Raw genomic sequence first — 24057 nt, 5'->3', positions numbered from 1 at the left:
GATAATATGATGATTTGTTTTACAACTCAACTGGGTATTGAATATCTTGGTAATGTTATTTAATTCTTATAGTAAGTCAGCGATCGCCCTGACGAGCTGTTTCATCGGTGTGTTCGCGATTTCCTTTGGTTCTATTTTTGCTAAACTTTGTAGTCCCGAACTGACTCCTCAAGGAATTGCCTTTGGTCGCTTGCTGGTGGCAGCGATCGCCTTTAGTCTCTGGACAGGGAGTAAAACAGCCTATCAACGCGTGCAATCCAAGCCTGTTGAAAATACGCCCCATCATCCCATGACTCTGCTGCTGTTACCTTTGGCAGGAATGCTTTGGGTGATGACCTTAGCCACTATGTATTGGGCGTTGGATCAAACCAGTGTTGCCATTACAACGGCACTGCATAATCTGGCACCAATTTTTACTAGTTTGGGCGCTTGGTGGCTGTGGGGACAAAAGTTTGATCGCCGATTTGTGTTGGGTTTGAGTTTAGCGATCGCTGGAGTATTCATATTGGAGTTGGGAGAGATGCAAATTTCCGCCAGTCGGGTGCAAGGTGATGGCTTTGCCATTCTCTCTGCTGTTTTCTTAGCTGCGTACTTGCTGATTTTGGAACATCTCCGCACTAAATTTGCTTCTACCACAATCCAACTGTGGGTCTGTAGCGCAGGCGCATTAACTAGCCTACCACTCATATTATTAAACCACGAACCAGTTTTTCCCCAGTCCTCCCAAGCTTGGTTCGCTATCCTATCCTTGGCGATGGTTTGTCAGTTTTTCGGACATGGACTGTTAACATTCAGCCTCACCTATCTATCATCTGTAACGGTTTCTCTGGTTCATCTCCTAGAACCGGTCTTCAGTGTATTGCTTGCTTGGGTGATTTTTTGGGAATATCTAAGTTTTTGGACTTGGGTTGGCTTTCTGGTGGTACTAGCCGGGTTATATCTTACGGTTTTAGGCGAAATGCCCAGAGATACCCTAGAATCGGATCTAGAGCGTGGATAAGCTCATGACAACAATGCCCTTTTCAAGGGAGACTTTCACAAATTTTACTCTCGGCGCGAGTGGGCGCGGATCAACCATACTAAGTACAGTACAGCATTTCATTCAGGACTTACGCACGAACTATGTATTTCCGTCCCTATCGACGCTTCGGTTGCACCTATCTAAGTCTTGTTTTCTGGTAATGAGTGCGTAAGTCCTATCATTAATTCATAGCAAATTAAATTTCGCAACACCCTGCAATGCGATCGCATCCCCAGACATTGGACATAGGCGTGAAAATGAACTATGCGTTGTCCACAACCCTTGTAGAGACGCGATCAGACGAAGTTTCTACATTGTTTTCTGGAGATGTCTATTGGACATAGGCGTGAAAATGAATGTAGAGACTATTCTGTGCTACGTCTGTTGGCTTTGTGGTAACGCATCATAAGCATAGCGGTCGATGTCTATTTAAATACGCTTTTACGCAAAACTGTACTAAGGCTTTAGGGGAGCGCGATCGCTCTTAATTATACTCCCACGAGAGTGACATTTATAGGATTAAATTCAGTGAATGTCTATTGCATTGATACTTACCGGACTTCTAGTCGGGAGATTCCTAAATAGAGTCATTTGGTTTTATTACTACCGTAAAGATTAAGTAAAACTTTTATATTTTCTTTGTTAACTTATGCATAAAAGATTTTTTTTTAAACACAAGAAAGCCATCATCTAATTTGATAATATATATACCTCCTGTACCGGATCGAAAATATGCCAGTGGATTACGCAGGCAACAGTCTAGATAAAGCTAGAAAACTTGATATTAATAGTAATGCTCAAAGTTTTACAGATAGAGTCGATAATCTCGACCTAAATGATTTCTACAGCTTCAACCTCAACAGTCGTAGCAGTTTTCATCTTCAGCTTGATAGGTTAAAAGCAGATGCTGATGTGCAGCTGATTCGCGATGCGAACAATAATGGTCAATTTGACCAAGGAGAGGTATTAAGTGCTTCCACTCATAGTGGTAAGCAAGCAGAATCAATTAATGAAATCTTGGGTACAGGCAGTTATTACATACGGGTTTATCCCGAAGGTAATGCAAAAACCAACTATAAATTAACTGTCTGGGCAACACCCTTTGATGATGCTACCAGCACCATTATTTCTACTTCTGCTGGTTTACCAATAAATCCGACTTCTGTTAATGTTAACGCTGCGATTATCGCACCCACATCTTCTGCTAACAACACAAACATTGTTGCTGGAACACTCCGGGCAAATACCTTTAATTATCAATCTGGCTTCAACCGAACAATTTACATTGGCAATGGCAACGTTGACTACGGTAGTGGAGCGCTAGACTTGCTCAATTTATCGCAGTTTGCTTCTACTTCAGTCACAACCAACTATGCAGATAGTTTAAAAGGCGGTGTAGTTTACAACACAGGTAATGGTAATCGTTTATATGATGCTATAACACTTAGCGATGGTAGCGAAATTTTGTTTCAGGGTATCGGAAGGATTCAATTTCAAGACGAAACCGTTAACTTATCTGTAACACCCAATGATCGTTTGTTTGATCAACAGTGGAACCTGCATATAACAGGTGTAAATGATGCGTGGCGTTTCACTCAAGGAAATGATCGAGTTGCAATTGGCATTGCAGATACAGGGTTGGGAGCCAATAGTACTGGTATTCACCCCGATTTACGCTCTACCACCTTCGTGGCTAACAACTACTTCGATGAATCGGCAACTTTCTCCCACGGTACTCGTGTGGAAGGAACCATTGCTGCTGCTAGCAACAATGGTGTAGGGATAGCTGGTATTAACTGGAATTCTCCTGTTCAGATGATAGATGTAGTAGGTGGTGATTCAGGAGATTACGATTTAGTTCAAGCTACACAGACACTTATTAATGGGGCTGGAGATCGCAAGTTGGTTATAAACCTTAGCTTGTCTGGTGGTAGCTCACCTGCATTTGAGAAACTGATTGCTGATAACAAAGATAAAGTCTTATTTGTGATTGCAGCTGGCAATCAAGACTTAAGTACAATTGCTAGTCCCGCATCATTAGCGCAAACTAACAACAACGTCGTTGCAGTAGGTTCTTCTTGGGGAACTAAAGATTGGTATGGCAATCTAATAACACCAGGACAGCGCGTCTCCTATGCAGGTTGGTGGGGTTCTAACACTGGACTTGGTTTAACTTTAACGGCTCCATCTGAATTTGTTGCCACATCTGCGACTCGTGCTAATTCATCTGCAACCTATGAGTTCGGCTACTATGACCATTTTAATGGAACATCAGCATCAACAGCCGTTGTTACAGGGATAGCTTCTTTGGTGTGGAGTGTTAATCCAAATCTCACTGCTGGACAAATCAAGTCTATTCTATCAGAAACAGCCTATGATTTGGGTGCAGCCGGCTATGACACGGTTTATGGCTCCGGACTAGTTAATGCCGATGCTGCTGTGCGACGAGCAGAAGCTCTTGACAGAGGTTTTGCTTAACTCCTTCTCTACCTTTAAGGAAGTCGTTTTTAGCTTAGGTGCGTCTACATTTTCCCATCTAAATGCCTTGCTATATGCTCTGCCTTAATCTTCACTCTTCGGCAGAGTTTTTTAGTAGTTCGCATCACTATGGAGTGCGATCGCAACTCCTCATCGAATCAAAACTACCTGTGAAATCTCACTTCAATAGACACGCGAAAGTGAAAAAGAATGTAGAGACTATTCTGTGCTACGTCTCTAAAGGTTCTGAACAACGCATATTTAATTTTTACCAGATATCTAATATCATGTCCGTTTAATTACAGCAAATTTAAGGTTTGGGAGGTACATACGTAAAACTCAAAACCCTATAGAGACGTAGCACTTGGTAGTCTCTACATGTATTTCATAATAACGCAATCTGCTGTAATAGTAATAAAAACTTACCTACCGTCCTAGAGATGTTCCGGCGGAACGTCTCTACAATATACGTGATTTATCAGACAACTCATGTAATAAATTCACATAGAATAATTTAATTATTGTTTAAGTATTTTCTAGTAAATATTTTTTTAATCGTATTTAAAAATACGTAAATTTATCATAGCTGTTTTGGTAGATAAAGCAGCAGTATAGAACTACGCATATTAACTTAGTTTTGAGACGAAGCTATAAAAGCTTTACAAAGTAAAGACTTCAGGGTGTGTCTTGTAAATTTATCAAAGAGCATAGGACACAGAAATATTTATGCCAGTTGATTCTGTCGGCAATAATTTAAGTACAGCAAATAGTTTAAAGATTACTTCTATCAAAACTATAAGTTCTGAGTGGGTGGGTAAAAGCGATCCAAACGATTATTACACTTTTAACCTAAGTGGTCGTAGTAGCTTTAATCTTGCTCTTAATGATCTATCTGCAAATGCAGATGTGCAGTTGCTAGACAAAAATGGAACCGTAGTTACAGGTTCTTATAGTGATAGCCGCAATTCTGAATCTATCAGCACAACTCTAGAAACGGGTAATTACTACATCCGAGTGTACCAAGTAGGTTGTGCGAATACTAGCTACAAACTGAGCGTTTCTGGCAACGAAGCACCGCAATTATTACAATTTGGCACCGATAAAAGCAGCTATCAAGTAGGGGAAACTGTCAAACTTACTAACGCTACAGTATTTGATGGCAATGGTGTCAGTGACTTAGCGCAAGTAGATTTCCGATTGCAAAAAGATGGTGGAAACTGGGACATCATCAGCAATGTAAAGCAGTTCAGCGCTGACAGCAACATCAACCGTGCTAGCTTTAACTACAGTTTAAGTAATCTAACTGCTGGCAAATATCAGTTATGGGGGAAAAGCTACGATCAATCCGGTGCTACTAGCAACACTTATCAAACAAGCTTTAGCATTTTGCAACCGACTCCTGTAGTTGCTAAGGAAATAGGGGATTGGTTTGACCAGAATATTCAAGATACTGGTATGCGTGCAGCGACAAGGTTGCGTTTTGCAGATAACGTGTTAGATCGCAACGATATTATTAGCATTTTGCGTGAAGCTAAAGATAACAGTGTAGTTGATGCTACAGAAGTGAAAGACCTTCGCACTTTAGTTAGCAATGCCTCTTACTTAAAAATTCCCGAATATGTCCGCGTTTTGACTAACAAAGTTGTTAACGGTGACGTTGCTAATCAAAAGTATCAGAGTAATACACTGGGTAACTTGGATGCTGGTAGTAGTGACGTGCAGTTGGAGAACTTAATTAGTAAGTGGTTTTATGGTAGCGATCGCCCAACAACACCCTACACTTATCAATATACTAGTGGTTCTCTGTTCCAAAATGGCATCAGTTATCAAGACATCAAACAAGGTGTGATTAATGACTGCTTCTTATTAGCAGGTTTAGCCGAAACAGCTTTCCGTTCACCTAGCACAATTGAAAATATGTTTATTGATAACGGTGATAATACTTTCACCGTGCGTTTTTGGCAAAATGGGGTGGCTGACTATGTAACCGTAGACAGATATTTACCAACCACTGATACGGGGTATTTAGCTTATGCAAATAAAGGGAGTTACTATAATAATTCTACGAATGAATTATGGGTAACTCTTGCTGAAAAAGCTTATGCCCAAATCAATGAATCTGGATGGATTTATCAAGATAATACCAATTCTTACAAAGGTATTAGTCATGGTGGATATACGAGTGATGCTTTTTCCCAAATTACCGGACGTAACGTTTCTAGTTTTAATGCTCTTGACTTTAACTCAATAGTCAATGCGTTTAATTCTGGTCAATTAATTGGGCTAGCGACTTTAGGAACTGGAGTTGCATCAAATATCGTCCCCGATCATGCTTATGTACTGGTAGGTTACAATTCCTCTACTCAAAAGTTTACTCTTTTCAACCCTTGGGGAATCGATAACGGCTCTTTAAAACCGGGCATTTTAGAATTAGCTTGGAATGAAATAGCAAGCAACTTTAGTTATTGGGATTATACAAAAACTATTTCAACTTAGCCCTCAGCATAAAATGCTGGGGCTATACGAACAAAGCCTACCTTCGTAGGCTTTTAGATATTAACCCAAGTTGCGGGTTATCAAATTCTTGGTAAAAACCAACCGTCGATTCATGCGATCGCCTATGACTTGTTGACGGTTGCGCGTAGCGCAACCGCAACATTGACTCAACCAAACACTCAAATACTGAATTATTTAAAAGTATTAAAATCTACTCATTCTAGAAAAGCCTGTCGAATGGTAAATGCCAAAATAAATGCTTCTAGTTTAAGTAAAAACCCTTCATATGTACAAGCATGAATTGACTTAGGGAAAACACGAGTGATACTACTAAACACAGTTTCAATGTAATGTCGGGTATGTTGTTTAATATACTGATTCCACGGTGCATCTTGACGCTTGGAATTTTTTTTCCGCATCACTTTCAAGGATATTTGGCTTGTTTGTTCTAGATCGTCCTCAGCAGTGTAATCGGTATATGCCGAATCGCTATACACTTCACTACCTGGTGGTAGATTTAACGGCAAAGCATTTAATGCACGCACGTCATTAGCGCTACCGGGCATGAACACAAATTCAACAGGGATACCACTTTTGGTCGTTAATAACTGAATTTTCACGCCGTAGAAGTAGCGTTTTTTAGAAGCAGTGTAGCCCCTGTATTCTTTCGACTTTATTAAGTTTACATTAAAAATACGTATGTTGTCGCAAATTGGTACTGGAAAAGAGTCTAAAAGATATTCCGTACAATTACCAACTTCTTTTAGTATCATTCCTATTTGATGAAACAAATCGTTAATTAGCATTGAGATACCGTGTAATCGCCGATTAAATCGTGATTTTTCTAACATATGTGGGATCAAATTGTGGTCTTTCAGATAGCAGCAAGCCTTATTATGGTTACCATGAAAGAACATTGCTGCACAGACAGCCGTTGTTATAATTTCTGCATCACTCATCTGTCTTCGACAATCTTCATCATGAGCGATCGCCTTCAACAGGTCATCAATGATAGCATAGACAGTAATTATTTCATTTAGCATATACCCCTCCTAATTTTCTCACTGAGGGGATTTTATTACTTAAGTGACCCGAAGTAATCGCTTGACAGCATAACTAGCAACTTGGGTTATTAAGTCCGCGCAGGCGGACTTTGTTTTTGTAGCCGCGACTTTAGTAATTAATTTTGTATCTATCTAATTTATTAGTTTCTAAATATACAAATAAAGACTTTATTAAAATATTTTTTCACTGACAATTATTACTAACATTTTCTTCTTTGTAAGCAAAGTGGCATTTTCACATTTAAATTCATAGTAATTATTGGGAAAGGGAAGCAATTTCTTTTTTAAAATCTTGGCAAAAAGATTTTAACAGCTTGGACTGTCAAAAAGACTTGATTCATATCAGGAAATAAGACTTATGGAAATTGATTCTAATTATTATGATAAAAAGCTCAATTTCACTCCTATATCCTCACTAGACTCCTTTAATCAAAAGGAAGATTATAACTTTAGTTTTGGCAGTCACAGCAGCTTCAATGCAGCGACAAATGACGTGCAGATGCTCGATTCCTCTACTACTGCTAAGAGTGAAAACTATAACTATACTGATGGTTATGGTTTAATTAATGCCGCAGATGCAGTGAGTAAAGCTGCTGGTCAAAAGACTTTTGCTGATGTTCCTAACCTTGGTGGAAATAATTGGGGTGCTGACTTGGTGAAAGCTCCAGAAGCGTGGGCAAAAGGATACACTGGTAAGGGTGTTGTGGTTGCAGTTGTAGATACTGGAGTTGACCGCAACCATGACGACTTAAAGAATAATATCTGGACTAATACCAAAGAAATTGCTGGTAACGGCATAGATGATGATGGCAATGGCTATATTGATGATGTCAACGGTTGGAATTTTGACGGCAACGACAACAACACTTTGGATGTAGCTGGTCATGGCACTCATGTTTCTGGTACTATTGCGGGAGAGAAAAACGACTTTGGTGTGACTGGTATTGCTTATGATGCTTATATTATGCCAGTCAAAGTTTTGAATGACTCTGGTAGTGGTTCTTATGATGCGATCGCACAGGGTATTCGTTATGCTGCTGACAATGGAGCCAATGTCATCAACCTCAGTTTAGGTGGCAGTTATCCTAATAGCGTTCTAGAATCAGCTTTGAAATATGCTAGCAGCAAAGGAGCGATCGTTGTCATGGCTGCGGGTAACGATAGTGGGTTACAACCAGGATACCCTGCCCGCTACGCAGACCAAACCGGAATTGCTGTTGGTGCAGTCGATAAGAATAATCAGTTAGCTAGCTTCTCTAATCTAGCCGGATTTAACCCACTCACCTACGTTACAGCTCCAGGAGTCGATGTTTACTCGACACTTCCGGGTAATAAATATGCTTCTTATAGTGGCACATCGATGGCAACTCCTCACGTTGCTGGTGTAGTTGCGTTGATGTTGAGTGCTAACCCTAATTTAACAGATACTCAAGTGCGTCAAATTCTCGCAGACACTTCTGGAAATAGTACACAAGCGACAAATTCTAACTTCAGCTTAAGTTCTACAACTCAGAGTCAGCAACTTGCGGCAAATATATTTAGCACCTCACTCCAATCTTCCCCCGAAATAGCCAACGATTTTTTGCAAAGCTTTAACAGTCGAATTGAAAGTAATTCTAGAAATGTTTTCCCAAGTTATAAACCGGCAACTTTCAGCTTCACGGATAGTTCTATTCAAGATAATCAAATCTTGATACCACAAGTTGGGTTACAATCTCAATATTCTCAGGACATTTTCGGCATCAATAGCTTTGACAGCGATGCTGTTGTTGAAAACATATTAAATCAACCAAAAACACAAATTGAGGAGTATCGCGATTGGTTGTTTAATATAGCGATCCGGAATCACTTATGAGAAAATTTATGTTTTTTTCTCATCGAATCATGAGACTTTACTTATATTAGAGATAGGTAAAAATGATTTTGGCAGCTATTTTAATGTTTATAAAGATGACTCAATAGCTGCCAAATTATCAGGACTTACGCAACTGGCACAAAAGTCTCGTTGCGGCACAGCCGCAACATTGATCATAGAAAACTGTAAAACCCTTTCCTCATCTAACTTTGAATCACACTCTTCGTGAATAAAGTTATGTCTTAGTCAATTTTTATACTTGCAATCCCTGTGACTGGTAAAATTGGTCTCAGTGCCGCAAAGCCACACCTTCGGTATCAACCAAGTTGTCAATATTTAAAACGCAAATCTTAACTACAAATATCATAAGTAATAAAAATATTATTATACTAGCTAAGGTGTGATAATAATAAACATCTAATAAGTGCTGCTTGATAATTTTATATGAGATTTACGAAACTAGATTATTGTCAATATCTACTTAGTAGTCAGATTAACTATACAATTACTAATTTAGCAGAACACTTAGAAGATGTTAGTCATGATAGAATTAATTATTATTTAAGGAATGAAAAGTTAACTCCTCGTCTACTTTGGGATAACGTGAAAAATCTGATTGTGACTGATGAGGATGCTTATATTATATTTGATGACACAGTTGTAGATAAAAGATTTTCTGAAGAAATAGAAATAGTACGAAGACAATATAGTGGGAATGAACATGGCATTCTCAGAGGAATCGGAATAGTTAGTTGTATATACGTAAATCCTAAAACTCTCAATTTTTGGGTAATCGATTATCGTATTTTTAACCCTGAGAATGACGGTTTGACTAAGATTGACCACGTTAAAAATATGCTGATAGGTCTTGTATATCAAAAGCTTCTGCCTTTTGAGACAGTTTTAATGGACACGTGGTATGCAGTTAATAATTTAATGCTTTATATCGATAGCCTAGATAAAATTTATTATTGTCCTTTAAAGACTAATCGTTTAGTTGATGATACTTTTGGTAAAGAAAAATATAAAAATATTGAATTATTACAATGGAGTAATGAGGAATTAGAATGTGGTAAAATCATAAAAATTAAAGCATTCCCCTCCGAGAAAAAAGTGAAACTATTCCGGGTTACTGTCTCTACCGATAGAACGGATTATGTCGCAACTAATGATTTGTCTCAAAGTTCTACGGATGTTGTACAAAAGGTGTGTAAAATCCGTTGGAAAATAGAGGAGTTTCACAGAGAAATAAAACAACTAACTGGCATTGAATCATGTCAATGTCGTAAAGCTCGTCTTCAGCGAAATCATATTGCTTGTGCTATGTTGGTTTGGTTAAGATTGAAGAATTTAGCTTATCAAACAGGTCAAACTATTTATAAAATCAAGCACAACTTACTTTCTAATTATCTAATTCAGCAGCTAAAACGTCCAGACGTTTATATGTGTTTGGTCTGATTTAAATTACCGCGTGGTGGGGCGAAGCCCCGCCCGCATTTTGTGCCAGTTGCGTAAGTCCTGATTATGACAAAGCTATGTTTTGCTAACAGCTATAATGATGACAGCTCCCGTAAAAAGGATCGATCGGTTGAACGGTTGGTGCAGGAGAGGACTCAGGTTCTGGCTGAAGGTTGCGCTCGGTCATGTCCGGATTCGGCATTTGTTGGCTTAGATCAGCTTGTTGTTGAGTTTCTTCATCGCAACCGAAGATCGCGATTGCAAATTAAGCGAGAGTTAATAACTCTCAAAAAATTTTGCTTGAGCGTTATTATACCAGACCAACTGATAAATTATCTGAACCCGTAATTAGTCTATTTCTCCCACATCCCGTAGCACTGCATCAATGAGGCTAGGTCGGATATAAATTCCATTGGTGCGTAATTGCTCAATGTATACTTTAATCTCAACAATCAAGCCCGCTTTTTTCGCTTTACGCAAAATGCCAAGAGTACCTATCCGGCGAATTCCCAAGCGTTCTGCAACCCGTCGTGCTTGAGCATCATCCAAAAGTACCGTACTATCTGGGGTGGACTGAGCCAAGGCAATAGCTTCAGCTTCTCCACGATCAACTAGTATTGATAATGGTTCTAATATCAGGGGTTCAGGAGTTTGAATTTCTAGCCAAGTTAATTGACTGACGGCTTCTGCACCAGGTAAACCTACACCCTGGACTGTTACTTCGTCCCATACGGCAGGGGGAATTAATATTTGCTGATACAGTTGGGGTAGAAGTTCCAGTTGCGCGATAATTGACAAGGAAATGAGAGGGCTGCTATCGGCAACAATGACAGAGTTAATCATCGCGCAACTCGTCGGCGATTTGGTCATCATCTAAATTTATAACCGGGATTTGCAAACGCCCTAGTTCGTACATGAATTGGGGTTTGTTCATGCTGCAAAAAGCGGCGGCTTTACCAAGCGATAGTCGGTGTAGCTCGAATAGTTTGACTGCGAGCAAAAATGTCAGTTCTGCTTCTAATGCTTGGGGTGATTTGCCGGAGGTAATGAGTAAATCATCGGGATAATGAAGGGATAGGATGTGCATGATTCGTCTCTGTGTTCCTGATTCCTAATTCTTTCTTGATTATGGCTTACACCAGACCAACTAAAATAGCGATCGCACCTAATACCGAGTGGCTGATGATGATACTATATAAATTCCGATACTTTGCGTAGTGAAAGCCCCAGAACATACCCAGGAGAAATGTAGACAGCAGCGTGGGTACATCTTGATAGATGAGATGAACGAAACTGTAAAGTAACGTTGAGAGAAGAATCTGTACCCAAATCGCTAACTTTGCTCTCGAAAAAATACCGAATAAAAAGCCGCGATACAAAAACTCTTGTACAGGAGAAGACACACCAACAAAGAAAAGATAGAAAGTCCATTTGTATGCAGAGTTGTCGATGCGTTGCCCTTGCATAATAAAGAGGCAGGTTTAGCTGACAACTCCTTGATTGCCGTTAATTTAAGTGATGCAAGTTTTGAAGGAGCATATATGGAAGATGATGACCACAGGTGTTGTTTTGATGGTGCAATCTTTTGTAGAACTATCATGCCAGATGGAAGTACTCGAAATAACGAATGTTAATAGTGGGACTTAGACAAAAATTAAACCCAAATATAGCCGACCCCCAACCCCTCCACGAAGAGCGGGCAGGGGAGCGTTTGCTTTATTCAAATGCGGGGTAGGGTTCTTTATTTTTGATTTATGCAAGAGGTCTATTAAATAACATCTATTTATGCGGAATTAATTACGTATAAATAGATGTTTGTCTACAATAGGACTTACGCAAAATCATCGAAAAACGAAGCACGTTCGCGCAGCCTCTCCGACAGGAGAAGGTATAAGAGGAGCGAGAGAGTTTTTGCGTAAGTCCTGTCCTATACACAAAAGCTGCGCGTCGTTACACCCAAATCTACCTCACAGAGAAAGCCTCGCTAAATCTGCGAGTTACCGGCTCAATGATGAAAGTCAAAATCGACTTCTTACGAGTGACAATTTCACCATTAGCAGTCATCCCTGGTGTGAATGCAACTTCTTGACCCCGGACAATTACAGAGTGTTTATTCAGCTTAATTCTTGTCGGAAAAACTAAGCCCAAATCTTTATCAACGATCGCATTCGGACTGACTTGCACTACCTCACCGTTAACAGTGCCAAATTCCTGAAAAGGAAAGGTTGCCATTTTCACTTTGGCTCTCATTCCCTCACGAATAAATCCAATATCCCGATTTAAAACTTTCACCTCTAGCAATAAATCCTCGCCTTCTGGTAAAATAGATAGTAACTCTTCACCTGATTGTACTGGTCCTTTGGTTACTTTGATTCGGTAGATAGTTCCGGCAACCGGAGCTTTGATGGTTTCGTTATCTTGTTGCTTTCTTGCTTGTTCTAACTGACCTGCAACGTTAGCCATTTCTTCTTTGCGCTTGTTGAGTCCAGTTAAGATTTCACTTTGACGCTCTGATGCGACACGCTGCGCTTGATTGCGGGCGCCTTGATAAGCTGCTTCGATAGAGCGAATTTCTTGCTTCTGCCCAGCGATATCTTTTTCTAAAGACGAAACTTTGTCTTGCTCTTCGTTAATTTTGGTTTGGGCATTAACTATTTCATCTTTTGCTCTGGTTATTTGTGCATTTGCTTGGTTGTATGATTCTTGCGCTTGCAAGTATTGTAATTTCGCTACTCCACCGCTCTTCAATAAAGATCCAAGTCTATCTACTCTTTCTTGAGCTATCTTTAGATTGGGTAATGTTTGCTCGCGGACTTGTTTGGCATTTTCCAGATTATTTCTAATATTGGCAAGATTACTTCTGGCATTGTCTAAATTATCTTCCAAACGGGTGAGGCGTACTTTTGATTGGTCAATTAATGCTAATTGGCGGTTAGCATCAGCTTCAGCAACTGCTTGACGTGCTTTGAAATCTTGCAGACGAGAGTTTAAAAGTTCATCTTGGATTTGGGTTCCAGCTGTTGTACCACCAATACGTTCTGCATCCAAACGCCGCATGTCTTCTTGAATCAATTTTACAGATTTGCTGAGGCGAGCAACATCAGTTTTTTGGGTATCTGGGTCACGTTGCAGCAAAACTTGGTCTTTAGCAACGCGATCGCCTTCTTTAACGTTAACTGCGATAATTGACCCACCACCCAGCGATGTCACCGGTCGTACCTGTGTGGAAGCAATCAATTCCCCTGGTGCTGTTGCTACTTCATCTATTTGCGAAAAATGTGCCCAGGCGATCGTACCAAATATCACCGCACTAATTGTTCCTGCTAAAATTCTCGTGTATAGCGGTGGTAATTCCTGTACCGCTTTACCTAATTCATAAGATAATTGATCTTCTGGTTTAGCGAATCTTTCTCTTGTCTGACGTGCTTGAGCAGCATTGGCAACTATGGAAGTTTTCATATTTGGTTAATGGTTAGTGGTTAGTTGTTGGTTGATAGTTGTTAGTGGTTAGTTGTTAGTTGATAGTTGATAGTTGGTGGTTATACCATTTTTGTATGAAGATGCACCTAATTTAGCCCACGCAGGTGGGCTTTGTTAGTATAGCCCCAGGCTTCTAGCCTGTTCGCGCAGCGTGCGCTCGGCGCAGGGCATAACGTGTAGCCTCACATAAAATTGGTATTAGTTGTTAGTTGTTCAACCATCAACTATCCACTATCCACTAACAACCATCAACTATCCAGCTAAACTGCTAAATAACGCTTGATGAAACTTTCCAAGCTTTCTAGCTTAAAATTATAAATCGCCTCTAAATTGGCAATTTCCTCAGTTGTAGAGAAAAATTCATTCGCTAGCAATGTCCGGAAGGTTCCCAAAGCTTTTTGTCCTTCAGAATTAAACAAACCTAATGCATCCCGTAACCCATCAATTAGCAAAAGTGGTGCGTTAATCAATATAGGCTCTTTGTTGAAAATGCGACTAAAAATCAGAGGAATATCTCCTCGCAATAAAATCTCCGGTCCTCCGACTGGTAAAATTTTGTTACGAGCAGCTGAAACTGTCACAGAATCTACTACCATTCTTGCTAAATCATCTGTACTCACAATTGAAGTACGGTTTTTCGGGTTGCCAATAAGCAAATAAAGTCCCGTTTCCCGAAACCGTTCTGCTAATGGCAGCAAATTTGATGCTAATCCAGATGGGCGTAAAATAGTGTAATTTAAACCACTGGCTTGTAAATAGCGCTCTACTGCTCGTTTTGCTTTGAAAACCGGAGCATCTTCATACCCTCGGTCAACACCTAGTACGGAAATAAAGACAAAATGCTCTACTTTATTGGCTTTTGCTTGATCGATTAATTCAATATTCGCTCGGTAGTCCAGGGATAAGGCATTGCTCCCAGAACCGTGGGCGCTGATAATATACTGTACGCCCTGACAAGCTTTCTGGATATCTTTTTGTTCTTCCAAATCACCGATAAAGATGTCAGATCCTCGGTGTTCTAACTCGCTGTAACGTGATGACAAACGCACAAATGACCTCACGGACATCTCTTGTGTACGTAGTAGTCGCACGACTCTGCGACCAATATCTCCTGTTGCTCCTGTTATCAAAAACATATAAATTTAAATTATGTGTTGGGTGTTGGGTGTTGGGTGTTAGTTGATAGTTGTTGGTTGATAGTTGTTGGTTGATAGTTGACGGTTAACAGTCAAGAGTTATCGACCATCCACTAACCACTATCCACCATCCACTATCCACCATCCACATCCTAAAATCTAAAATTCAACAATGACGGGTGTATGGTCGCTGGGTTGAGGTAATTTTCTCGGTGCGACATCAATGGTGCAGCTGACTGCACGCTCATACAAGGGAGCTGTGAGATAATGATGGTCAATTCGCCAACCTAAGTTACGGCGAAAAGCGGCAGCGCGATAGTCCCACCAGCTATAATGTCCGCCTTCTGTGGTAAATTTACGAAAGCCATCGGCAAATCCTAAGGTGAGAATATTTCTTAAGGCTTGGCGTTCAAGTTGAGATGCCATAATATGATTTTCCGCAATTACCCCTTCATGAATGTCTTCAGGCTCTAAGGCTATATTAAAGTCGCCACACATGCAGATTGCTGGTTGTGATAATAAGAGCGATCGCAAATACTCATAGAGCAATTTTAACCATTCGAGCTTATATTGATATTTTTCGCTTCCCACTGCTGAACCATTGGGTACGTAAAGATTAACGATGCGAATGCCATTATTTACACCTGTAATCACCCGCTTCGACTCATCCCAAGTTGGCTCTATATCACCCAAAATCGAGGTAAAACCAGTACTTACATCCGTAAGCGGTTCGCGACTAATCAAAGCTACACCGTTGTAAGCTTTCTGCCCGGATGTATATAAGTGATAGCCTAATTCTTCAAAAGGCGATCGCGGAAAGTTACTATCTACAACTTTGGTTTCTTGTAAACAAAGCACATCAACCGGATTTTCACTCAACCAATTAACAACGTGTTCTAAACGAGTACGAATTGAGTTGACATTCCAAGTAGCTATTTTCATTCTTTTAAATTATCAGTAAGTTAGTTGTTATTTATCAAGATTTATTAAGTGAGTTTGAATTAATAAAATTTATTTCAAACAAAAATTTAGTATTTTCAGCTACAAAATATCTAGTTAATATATGATCCCCAAGATAGATGAAAGTATTTAAGATTACGGTGTAAGATAAATATTAAGATTGCCTGATACCTGTGTGGTAAAAGTATTTAATTAGTTAATTGTATTTTCATGGTACGGTTAACCGATATTTTGGTCTGGGGAGTAAATAAGGTTAATTTAAATTGCAAACACTTAAGTAAAAATGCTCTAACGTCATAATATTTAAGTGTATGGTCTGAGGACTTTTTTACCAGAACAAGCAAAGCAAAGAAATGAAAATCGCTCAAGTAGCCCCCTTATGGGAACAAGTTCCACCTCCGAGTTATGGAGGAATTGAGTTGGTAGTGAGTCGATTGACTGATGAACTAGTGCGTCGAGGTCATGATGTAACTTTGTTCGCTTCTGGCGATTCACAAACCTTAGCTGATTTAAAAGCAGTTTATCCGCGTGCATTGCGCTTAGACCCGAATGTCAAAGATTATGGCGTGTATGAAACACTCGAACTCAGCCAAGTTTACCAAAATGCAGCGGAATTTGACATAATCCATTCCCATGTAGGGATTTCGGCATTACCTTTAGCGAGTTTGGTGTCCACACCGACAGTTCATACTTTGCATAGTAGATTTACGAACGACAACCGTAACGTATTTTCTTACCACCAAAAGCAAGCATACGTCAGCATTAGTAACGCGCAACGTCAAATCGAACTCAACTACGTCAGCACAGTATACAACGGAATTAATCCGGCAGATTATCCTTTTGTCGCCAAACCTCAAGAACCGCCATATTTAGCATTCTTAGGACGCTTTTCACCAGAAAAGGGACCCCAACATGCGATCGCCATTGCGAAAAAAACAGGTTGGCGCCTGAAAATGGCTGGAAAAGTCGATTTAGTAGATTCTCAGTTTTTTGAACAAGAAATAGCTACACAAATCGATGGTCAGCAAATTGAATACCTCGGTGAAATCAACCACGCAGAGAAAGCTGAACTTCTCGGCAATGCTACTATTACGCTTTTTCCCATTACCTGGAGCGAACCTTTTGGTTTAGTAATGATTGAATCAATGGCTACTGGAACACCAGTAATTGCCCTGAACTTAGGCTCAGTACCGGAGGTGATCGCCCAAGGTGTTACAGGTATGGTTTGCCAAAGTTATGATGAAATGGCGGCAATGATTAAATCTGCTTTAGAATTAAATCGTCAAACTTGCCGAGAATACGTAGAAAACAACTTTAGTGTTAGCCAAATGGTTAACGGCTACGAAACGGTTTATGAAAAAATAATTCAAGACCGTATTGATTATAACGGGCGCGTTCGTGTCGGCAAAATCAGCTTTTAATTAACGCTTTTTTTCTACTTCAAACAAACAACAATTTTTATGGAGGACATTCGTATGAGTATGAAAGCCAACACCTGTCCGTGTTGCGGTGCTTCCCTGCTACGTCATGTCCGTCACGCTGAATTATACTGGTTTTGTCAATCTTGTCGCCAAGAAGTTCCACAGTTAACAGTTTGTCGCTTGACTAACCCAGAAACCAGAACCACGGGAGTACTTACCCCTCCAGTAGTGAATTCCTTAATCACGCAGACTGGTTCTCAAAGTTGAAAGTTCCCAGGTTGCTAAAATTCGAGATTAATTAGCTAAACAAGGCATTAACACCTTGGAAAGGTGTTGCTATACGAACAAAGCCCACCTGCGTGGGCTAAGAATTTTTAGCCCACGCAGGTGGGCTTTGTTTTGATAGCCCCAGGCTTACAGCCTGCGGGCATTTTGCACACATTCAGGATACTGTTTAATTAACCTTTGATCAAGTTGTCGGCTTCACCTGGTAAAATCAGGTGGAGCTAATTAATGGGTTTTGGCTGTGTTAGCAGCATTGCTTTATGGTCAGGAAGATTTACGGCTAGAGTCAGTTGCCAATCCTACTCCTGGTGAGGGTGAAGTCGTCATCCAAGTAGGATGTGCCACAACTTGTGGTACAGATTTGAAAGTTTGGCGGCGCGGCGGTCATGCTAAAATGCTGAAGCTTCCAACTATGTTTGGTCATGAGGGAGCTGGGCGAATTGTCGAATTAGGTGCAGGTGTTACGGGTTGGAAAGTAGGCGATCGCGTAGTGGCAAATAACTCTGCCCCATGCATGAAATGCTTTTTTTGTCAACGACAAGAATATTCGCTTTGCCCGAATATAACTTGGAATAATGGCACTTTTGCGGAGTACTTGAAAATTCCGGCAGCGATCGTACAGCATAATTTATTGCCGATTCCCGATGACTTGCCCGATGAATTGGCAGCGATGACGGAACCTTTAGCTTGTGTGTTGCACGGTGTAGCGCGTTCTAACGTCAAAGCTGGGGATAAAGTAGTCGTATTGGGAGATGGAGCGATCGGCTTGATGTTTGTCGCCAAGTTAGCGTATGATTGCGGTGCTGAGGTGTTTCTATTGGGTGGTAACGATACTCGGCTAGAAATTGGGACAAAGCTGGGTGCAGCAAAGACTTTTAATTATCGTCAGATAGCAGATATTCCCAGTTTAGTGAAACAACTAACCGATGGGTGGGGTGCAGATGTGGTGATAGAAGCGACAGGTGTACCAAGTGTTTGGGAAAGTGCGATCGCCTGCGCTCGTCCTGGTGCTACAGTCAATTTATTCGGTGGTTGTCCGCGAGATACGACAATTACTGTAAATACAGAACAGCTACATTACAGCGAGCTTACACTAAAAGGTGTATTTCACAATACTCCTAAGTTTGTACGGGAAGCTTTATCACTCATCGCTAGTCGGAGAATTCCCTTTGAGTTACTTATTAGCGAACACCGTCCCTTGAAAGATTTAGAACAGGTATTTTCTGATATGAAGGCACGTAAAGTAATTAAAGTAGCGATGATTCCGTAAACTATAGCGCGATCGCACCTTCTGTCCAATACAGACCTAACCCCCAACTTCTAAAACTGTGTCACAAGGTTGTTCCGGATTGATTCTTGCTTTATAGTTCCAAAACGCATAGTCAAACAACGCCCCGTGGGGGAGAGGAATGGAAGCGGGGTTCTTTAAATGCGTCGAACTCAGGTTAAATTTATGAAAGGCGATCGCCGAAAATATTAAGATTCATAATAAATAAGTTAAAAACAAACTACCCAACAAACTACAAAAGCGTTGGGTAGATCAACCTTCACCCTAATAAATCTCTACTATCGGTCTTATGGTCAGGCACCATAGCGATTTTGATAGTAAGCCAAAATTTCCTTGACACGTTGCCGACTTTCTGCATTAGAATTTTGCATCCACGAGATCGATAAGCCGGCGATTTGGCTTTGATTGTAATCAAACTGTGGAGACGACTGAGAAATTAAGCTTACTTCTACACCTTCGACTTGATGTAAATGAGCAGCTATTTCTTGATAGACTGCTAAAGGCAATCCAAGAAATTCAATTTTTTCCTTCGTCTCCATTTTTATCAAGCTCCGGTACTAGTAGGATTTTGGGGTGGTGTTGTCACTGACACAGGATTTTCAGGTGTTGTAGTTGGTGAGGCTACGTTAATAGGCGATTCCCCTACATTTCTAGCAACTTCGATACCGTATTGTTCAAAAATCACAACTGGATTAGAGCCTTGATTCATTTCAATACGTTTTACAAGTACACCATTTGCCAATCGTTGTCCTGCTTGTACATAACGACTAGTTGGTTCATTTGGTACTTTGATAATTGCCTGGGGTTCTTGACCAATTATAACTACACCTGTGACAAGAACTGCTCTTGCTAATTCAGGTTGTACTGGCGGTGGTAATACAGATACTAGAGTAGGATTGGGGACAACTAGAGGCAAAACCTTGGGTACGACTGGAGTAAAACCAGGGCTAGGTTTTGGTATTTTTGCAGAAGCGATCGCTCCTTTGTTTATTTTATTCTTTTGTGGGTTCCTCGATATTCTAGTTTTGGCTGATATTACCGCCCTGGTGGGTGGGGGAAGTTTTCTTGAGGTAATTATTGCACCCTTAGCGGCTGGTAGGGGAGGTAACACCGGAACCGATCTGCCAAATGTAGGCGTCGTGTTTGTGTTCGTGTTCGATGCATAAGTCGGCGAGAAAAGTTGTCCAAACGGGTCAGTGCGACCTTTTGACACCACTTTTACCCGCTCTGGGGCATTAGTTGATTGAATTAAGTTAGGAGTTGTAGAACCAACTGAAGGAGCCTGTTTAGCAGGTACAACTGGATTTTTAAAAGATTGAATCGCCGATGGTGGCTGAGTTTGTGCGCTGTTGGGAGTTGGCGTAGGATTACTAGCTTGATCGCCTTCTGAAGCACAAGAGGCGATCGCTAAAGCCAAAATAGCTGCCACTGCAATTTTTAAATTTCTGCCCATTAATCGTTCTCAAAAGCTATAGGAAAATTTGTTAATTGAAATCTACCTTGTGAAATTTATATCAAAGGCGAATTCTGTTCCTTTTATAACCTACTTTTTTGTTGTTTAAATGCGGACTTAAATAGTGCTAGTACAGTGAAAATACGGTTGAAAAATTACCGATATTATTTAAATTTAATCTTCTGCCACAGTCATTAGATGTTTCAATAAGTCCAGACCTTTTTTAACTCTTCGAGAAACTGTTACTACACTAATTCCTAAATGTTCTGCAACTTGTTTTTGTGTTAAGTCCTGTAAAAATACGCATTCTAAAACTTCGCGGGTGCGTTTTTCTAGCTGAAAGAGTGCTTGTTGCAGGCGAATTTGGTCTTCTTGCGCTAGTTGAAAGCTGCGGTAACGGTTATCTGGAACCAATTCTCCCAAGTTAGTAGAATTTTCTTCTCCGTCATGTACAGGCACATCTAGGCTCAATGGAGCGCGATTGACCCATGCTAATTTAATTTCTTGCCATTCGCTGGCAGAAATTAAGAGCGCTGCTGCTAATTCCGAGTCAGTTGGCTGACGATTGTATTTTTCGCGCAAAGAACGCGAAACTCCGATTGACTGCTGTTGGAGCGCTAACCAGCGTCGCGGAATCCGCACAGTCACACCTTTGTCTCGGAGGTAGTGTTGAATTTCACCCCGAATGTAGGGAATGGCAAAGGAACTGAAAGCATGACCTTTGGAAATTTCAAATCTTTCAATAGCTCGAATTAAACCTAAACAGCCTACCTGGAGCAAGTCTTCATGGTTTTCCTGACATTGGTTAATCCAGTAGTGAGCTTCTTTTCTCACCAGTCCAAAATTAAGTTTTACCAGTTGATTGCGAACAGTTGCCGAGGGTGATTGCTGATATTCTCGCAACAACTGCCAAATTTCATGCTTTAGTTCGTAAGTGACAGTGGTTGGCATAGCACCGCTTTTATGAGTCAAATAGACAATGAAAAAGAGGAGTAAAGGGGAATTTGAGTATTTTTTATTTAGCTATGGGTCATCCCAAAGCTTTAAAAAAGTACCTAGACTAAAAATATAAAATTTGTTACTAAATTATCAAACAGAAATTGTACTTAATTTTCTTTATTAATCATCCGGTTTTAGTCTAGAAATAAACCGAGGTGAAAAAGTATTTATATAGATATGAGCAATTTTTTCAGCAAAATTACTGAACTTAAAAAAAGTTATTCATGACATCTTTAAAGTTCTCAATCAAAATTGAACTATTGGATTTTGGACAAATAACTAACGCGAACAACTCTATTTTGTCCAAAGTCCAAATATTTTAGGGAGTCGAAAGTAGCGAGTCATTTTATTGCAATTAAGACTTTGGACTAAGATTACAAACGTAGTTATCTAAATTTGTCTACTCTTACAGCACTTCCGGCAGCTATGAGGTACATCCTCAAAGCTGAAAGCTATGCTAGGAGAGGGGCAAGGAGAAAAACTGTATTGCATAATAGCGGGAAGCGCTGTAGGTAGTCTTGTCTACATTTCTATGAGCGGTTCAACAAAGGAATAAAGCAACAAACACTACAACCTCTAGAATAAAAGCGTAGGTTGCCATTTAATTGCGATGCCCTCCCCTTTCCCTGGCATGGACCCATACCTCGAAGCTGGACTGTGGCCCGACGTGCATAACGCGCTCTCCGCTAAAGTTCGCGCCTTCCTCGCACCGCAGTTGCGTCCTAAATATGCAGCACGGTTAGAAATATACGTGGTGGAAGATACATCTCCTGAAAGCGAAATCGGCATCCTCTACCCTGATGTTGAAGTGTTGCAAATACGACAACGTACCTTAACACCAGAACTTGCCACTCGCCAATCAAATATTGCAATAACACCTGCACAACTTACACTTCCAGTCATTCAACCAGTTGAAATTCGCGTCCCCACCGTTGAAATTCGAGATACCACCAACAACGTACTTGTATCTTGTATTGAAATTCTCTCACCTGCAAATAAGCGCGAACCGAATATCACCGACTACCGTAAAAAACGCCAGCGTCTCTATAATGCCAACGTCCATCTCATTGAAATAGATTTTTTGCGTAGAGGAACCCGCCCATTTAATCACCCACGCCTACCAGATGTGCCATACTTGGTTACACTTACCCGTGCAGGATCTGGGGTTATGGACGTGTGGTCTGTGACATTACAAGATACCCTTCCCACAATTCCCGTACCCCTGCGAGAACCTGACCCCGACGCAGTTCTGGATTTGCAAGCGGCTATGAATGCAATCTACGACGAAGCGGGGTATGATTTGTCAATTGATTATACCCAAACTCCACCACCACCAGCTTTTAGCAAAGCAGATATTGAGTGGATGCACTTGAAGTTGGCAAATTATTGAAGGTGAAATTTTATGGGGAAACTTCTTCCCAATCCTCAGTACTTATAAAAAAAGGGCTATGTAGCCCATGAATGGATTTCAATTGATTGTGATGATGCCAGGTAAGTTAAAACTAGCGGCATCAGCACAGGAAAAGCCTCAGTTCCCTAACATTTCTCAGATGGAATATGAAAGGGTGAGAAAGTGCGATGCAAAGTACCGCAACCTTACGGAACGCACTTTCTTTTCGTGACATCCTCCTATTTGAGAACCATTTATTTAAGCCTTCGGTTCAACCCGACCATAAAACAGACCGCGAATTTTAACTTCTTTAGGTTCGCCGGCGCCTAAATCAGTATCAGATGGCTGTTCGCTCTCGAATGTACCAGCAATTTCGCCAGTAGCACTATCTACTTTGGCAATGGACATAGAAATTTTCCCTTTAAGAACTTCCGCACGCTTAACGTTAGTTCGGGTAAGGTCTTTCTTGTCTGCTTGTGCCGGAAGAGCCACTGCATTATCATAGCCACTGACGACACCGCGACCTTTAGGATCTAAAAAGGCAGCACCGCGATAAGAAGGAACTTTGAATTCGCCTTGAAAATCTGTGGAAGTATTAATACTGGTCAAACCAGGTTGTGATTTTGCAACCAAGTTTTTGATGGTGAACAGAAAAGGTACTCGTTCACCGCCAGGTAGTTGTACAGTGGTGGCTTGGAAGTCAAAACCATCTTTTTCCACAAAAGTCAAGCTATTATCTGGGTTGACTATTATATCACCTTGCACCTGTTCAATGGTGGAAGTGTATCTGGTCAACAATTTGCCTGCAATAAATTCAGCTTCTTGACGTTTGTTAGCAGGTTCTTCTTTGATAAAGAAATTAGTCGGTTCCAAACACAGTTCTTTGAGTACGTAAGACTGGCTAGAATCAATGGGAATGGAACCACGGCTTGTTTCTGTTAATTGGGGGCATTTGTTAGCCAAGCCAGTGCCTCGAATTTGTTCGTAAGTGAGTAGATCCCTACCATTAGCTGCGGGAGGAGCATCACTACAAGCTGTTATTAGCCCCAGGCATAAAGCCAAGAATGCAACAATTAAAGCGCGATACCTCATGGTCAACCTCAATGTCAAAAATTAATATCTCAGTTGTAAAACTGGGTAGGGTCAAGGAAAATATGGCTATTCTTCTTGTCCCATCCGGAGCAGTGGACGATTTGTACCGCACACAGCTACAATCATGCGTTTTTACCCTTTTGTCATTATCAGGCTTCAGGTTGCCATCAGTAACAGTTTT

22 protein-coding genes are annotated in these 24057 nt (G+C 40.6%); 11 read left to right on the top strand and 11 right to left on the bottom strand.

Annotation, left to right across the window (positions count from 1 at the left end):
• Nucleotides 1–52 precede the first annotated feature (52 nt).
• The 3 genes from TOL9009_RS0127740 to TOL9009_RS0127730 all read left to right on the top strand — a co-directional run bounded on the left by TOL9009_RS0127740 (nucleotide 53) and on the right by TOL9009_RS0127730 (nucleotide 5995).
• The gene (locus TOL9009_RS0127740) at nucleotides 53–1000 is read left to right on the top strand and encodes a DMT family transporter (RefSeq protein WP_029636467.1); all 948 of its coding nucleotides are present in this window, start codon (nucleotides 53–55) and stop codon (nucleotides 998–1000) included.
• A 753-nt stretch (nucleotides 1001–1753) separates the two neighbouring features.
• Nucleotides 1754–3499: a S8 family serine peptidase gene (locus TOL9009_RS0127735; RefSeq protein WP_029636466.1), complete on the top strand. Its 1746-nt coding sequence runs from the start codon at nucleotides 1754–1756 to the stop codon at nucleotides 3497–3499.
• A gap of 726 nt (nucleotides 3500–4225) precedes the next feature.
• A complete protein-coding gene (locus tag TOL9009_RS0127730) occupies nucleotides 4226–5995 on the top strand; it encodes a C2 family cysteine protease (protein WP_029636465.1) in 1770 nt (589 codons plus the stop codon).
• 215 nt (nucleotides 5996–6210) lie between these two features.
• On the opposite strand, the gene TOL9009_RS0127725 is transcribed toward TOL9009_RS0127730, so the two are convergent.
• Nucleotides 6211–7038, bottom strand: coding sequence for an IS982 family transposase (locus TOL9009_RS0127725; protein WP_029636463.1), 828 nt, complete (start codon nucleotides 7036–7038; stop codon nucleotides 6211–6213).
• Between the two features lie 379 nt (nucleotides 7039–7417).
• Between TOL9009_RS0127725 and TOL9009_RS40715 the strand changes: the two genes are divergently transcribed.
• The 3 genes from TOL9009_RS40715 to TOL9009_RS46280 all read left to right on the top strand — a co-directional run bounded on the left by TOL9009_RS40715 (nucleotide 7418) and on the right by TOL9009_RS46280 (nucleotide 10720).
• Nucleotides 7418–8914 carry a S8 family peptidase gene (locus tag TOL9009_RS40715; protein WP_084763319.1) on the top strand — a complete coding sequence of 499 codons (1497 nt, stop codon included), beginning with the start codon at nucleotides 7418–7420 and terminating at the stop codon, nucleotides 8912–8914.
• Between the two features lie 444 nt (nucleotides 8915–9358).
• Entirely contained in the window at nucleotides 9359–10372 is a 1014-nt protein-coding gene (locus tag TOL9009_RS0127715; RefSeq protein ID WP_029636461.1) for an IS701 family transposase, read from the top strand.
• A gap of 66 nt (nucleotides 10373–10438) precedes the next feature.
• Complete coding sequence (locus TOL9009_RS46280; protein ID WP_144238355.1) at nucleotides 10439–10720, top strand: hypothetical protein; 282 nt, start codon at nucleotides 10439–10441, stop codon at nucleotides 10718–10720.
• Here the strand turns inward: TOL9009_RS46280 and TOL9009_RS0127710 are convergent, their stop codons facing one another.
• The 6 genes from TOL9009_RS0127710 to xth all read right to left on the bottom strand — a co-directional run bounded on the left by TOL9009_RS0127710 (nucleotide 10721) and on the right by xth (nucleotide 15930).
• A complete protein-coding gene (locus TOL9009_RS0127710; protein WP_029636459.1) occupies nucleotides 10721–11215 on the bottom strand; it encodes a DUF3368 domain-containing protein in 495 nt (164 codons plus the stop codon).
• The gene (locus tag TOL9009_RS0127705; RefSeq protein WP_029636457.1) at nucleotides 11208–11459 is read right to left on the bottom strand and encodes a UPF0175 family protein; all 252 of its coding nucleotides are present in this window, start codon (nucleotides 11457–11459) and stop codon (nucleotides 11208–11210) included. The genes TOL9009_RS0127710 and TOL9009_RS0127705 overlap by 8 nt, the downstream gene beginning before the upstream one ends.
• A gap of 46 nt (nucleotides 11460–11505) precedes the next feature.
• Complete coding sequence (locus tag TOL9009_RS40710; protein WP_242055740.1) at nucleotides 11506–11838, bottom strand: CPBP family intramembrane glutamic endopeptidase; 333 nt, start codon at nucleotides 11836–11838, stop codon at nucleotides 11506–11508.
• Nucleotides 11839–12334: 496 nt separating this feature from the next.
• The gene (locus TOL9009_RS0127690; RefSeq protein WP_029636455.1) at nucleotides 12335–13831 is read right to left on the bottom strand and encodes an HlyD family efflux transporter periplasmic adaptor subunit; all 1497 of its coding nucleotides are present in this window, start codon (nucleotides 13829–13831) and stop codon (nucleotides 12335–12337) included.
• 281 nt (nucleotides 13832–14112) lie between these two features.
• Nucleotides 14113–14988 carry an SDR family oxidoreductase gene (locus TOL9009_RS0127685; RefSeq protein ID WP_029636453.1) on the bottom strand — a complete coding sequence of 292 codons (876 nt, stop codon included), beginning with the start codon at nucleotides 14986–14988 and terminating at the stop codon, nucleotides 14113–14115.
• Between the two features lie 159 nt (nucleotides 14989–15147).
• Entirely contained in the window at nucleotides 15148–15930 is a 783-nt protein-coding gene (xth, locus tag TOL9009_RS0127680; protein WP_029636451.1) for an exodeoxyribonuclease III, read from the bottom strand.
• 371 nt (nucleotides 15931–16301) lie between these two features.
• Between xth and TOL9009_RS0127675 the strand changes: the two genes are divergently transcribed.
• From TOL9009_RS0127675 to TOL9009_RS0127670, 3 genes are all read left to right on the top strand, one after another.
• Nucleotides 16302–17369 carry a glycosyltransferase family 4 protein gene (locus tag TOL9009_RS0127675; RefSeq protein ID WP_029636449.1) on the top strand — a complete coding sequence of 356 codons (1068 nt, stop codon included), beginning with the start codon at nucleotides 16302–16304 and terminating at the stop codon, nucleotides 17367–17369.
• 54 nt (nucleotides 17370–17423) lie between these two features.
• Entirely contained in the window at nucleotides 17424–17636 is a 213-nt protein-coding gene (locus TOL9009_RS43920; RefSeq protein ID WP_072022172.1) for a hypothetical protein, read from the top strand.
• A 259-nt stretch (nucleotides 17637–17895) separates the two neighbouring features.
• Complete coding sequence (locus TOL9009_RS0127670; RefSeq protein WP_029636447.1) at nucleotides 17896–18924, top strand: zinc-dependent alcohol dehydrogenase; 1029 nt, start codon at nucleotides 17896–17898, stop codon at nucleotides 18922–18924.
• 311 nt (nucleotides 18925–19235) lie between these two features.
• Here the strand turns inward: TOL9009_RS0127670 and TOL9009_RS0127665 are convergent, their stop codons facing one another.
• The 3 genes from TOL9009_RS0127665 to TOL9009_RS0127655 form a co-directional block, all read right to left on the bottom strand.
• Nucleotides 19236–19481 carry a hypothetical protein gene (locus TOL9009_RS0127665; protein ID WP_029636445.1) on the bottom strand — a complete coding sequence of 82 codons (246 nt, stop codon included), beginning with the start codon at nucleotides 19479–19481 and terminating at the stop codon, nucleotides 19236–19238.
• A 5-nt stretch (nucleotides 19482–19486) separates the two neighbouring features.
• Nucleotides 19487–20395, bottom strand: coding sequence for a hypothetical protein (locus tag TOL9009_RS0127660; RefSeq protein ID WP_029636443.1), 909 nt, complete (start codon nucleotides 20393–20395; stop codon nucleotides 19487–19489).
• A 174-nt stretch (nucleotides 20396–20569) separates the two neighbouring features.
• Nucleotides 20570–21346 (bottom strand): RNA polymerase sigma factor SigF, encoded by a 777-nt coding sequence (locus TOL9009_RS0127655; RefSeq protein ID WP_029636442.1) that lies wholly within the window; start codon nucleotides 21344–21346, stop codon nucleotides 20570–20572.
• A 658-nt stretch (nucleotides 21347–22004) separates the two neighbouring features.
• On the opposite strand from TOL9009_RS0127655, the gene TOL9009_RS0127650 reads away from it, so the two are divergent.
• Together TOL9009_RS0127650 and TOL9009_RS47855 are read left to right on the top strand one after the other, a co-directional pair.
• Nucleotides 22005–22784: a DUF4058 family protein gene (locus tag TOL9009_RS0127650; protein ID WP_029636440.1), complete on the top strand. Its 780-nt coding sequence runs from the start codon at nucleotides 22005–22007 to the stop codon at nucleotides 22782–22784.
• Between the two features lie 67 nt (nucleotides 22785–22851).
• Nucleotides 22852–23016, top strand: a complete 165-nt coding sequence (locus tag TOL9009_RS47855; protein WP_186227663.1) for a hypothetical protein — start codon at nucleotides 22852–22854, stop codon at nucleotides 23014–23016.
• Between the two features lie 26 nt (nucleotides 23017–23042).
• Here TOL9009_RS47855 and psbO read toward each other — a convergent pair whose 3' ends face one another.
• Complete coding sequence (gene psbO / locus TOL9009_RS0127640) at nucleotides 23043–23876, bottom strand: photosystem II manganese-stabilizing polypeptide (protein ID WP_029636438.1); 834 nt, start codon at nucleotides 23874–23876, stop codon at nucleotides 23043–23045.
• Between the last annotated feature and the right edge of the window lie 181 nt (nucleotides 23877–24057).

This window comes from [Scytonema hofmanni] UTEX 2349 (assembly GCF_000582685.1).
Classification (GTDB): Bacteria; Cyanobacteriota; Cyanobacteriia; order Cyanobacteriales; family Nostocaceae; genus Hassallia; species Hassallia hofmanni.
This window is presented reverse-complemented; position numbering and strand designations above follow the sequence as displayed.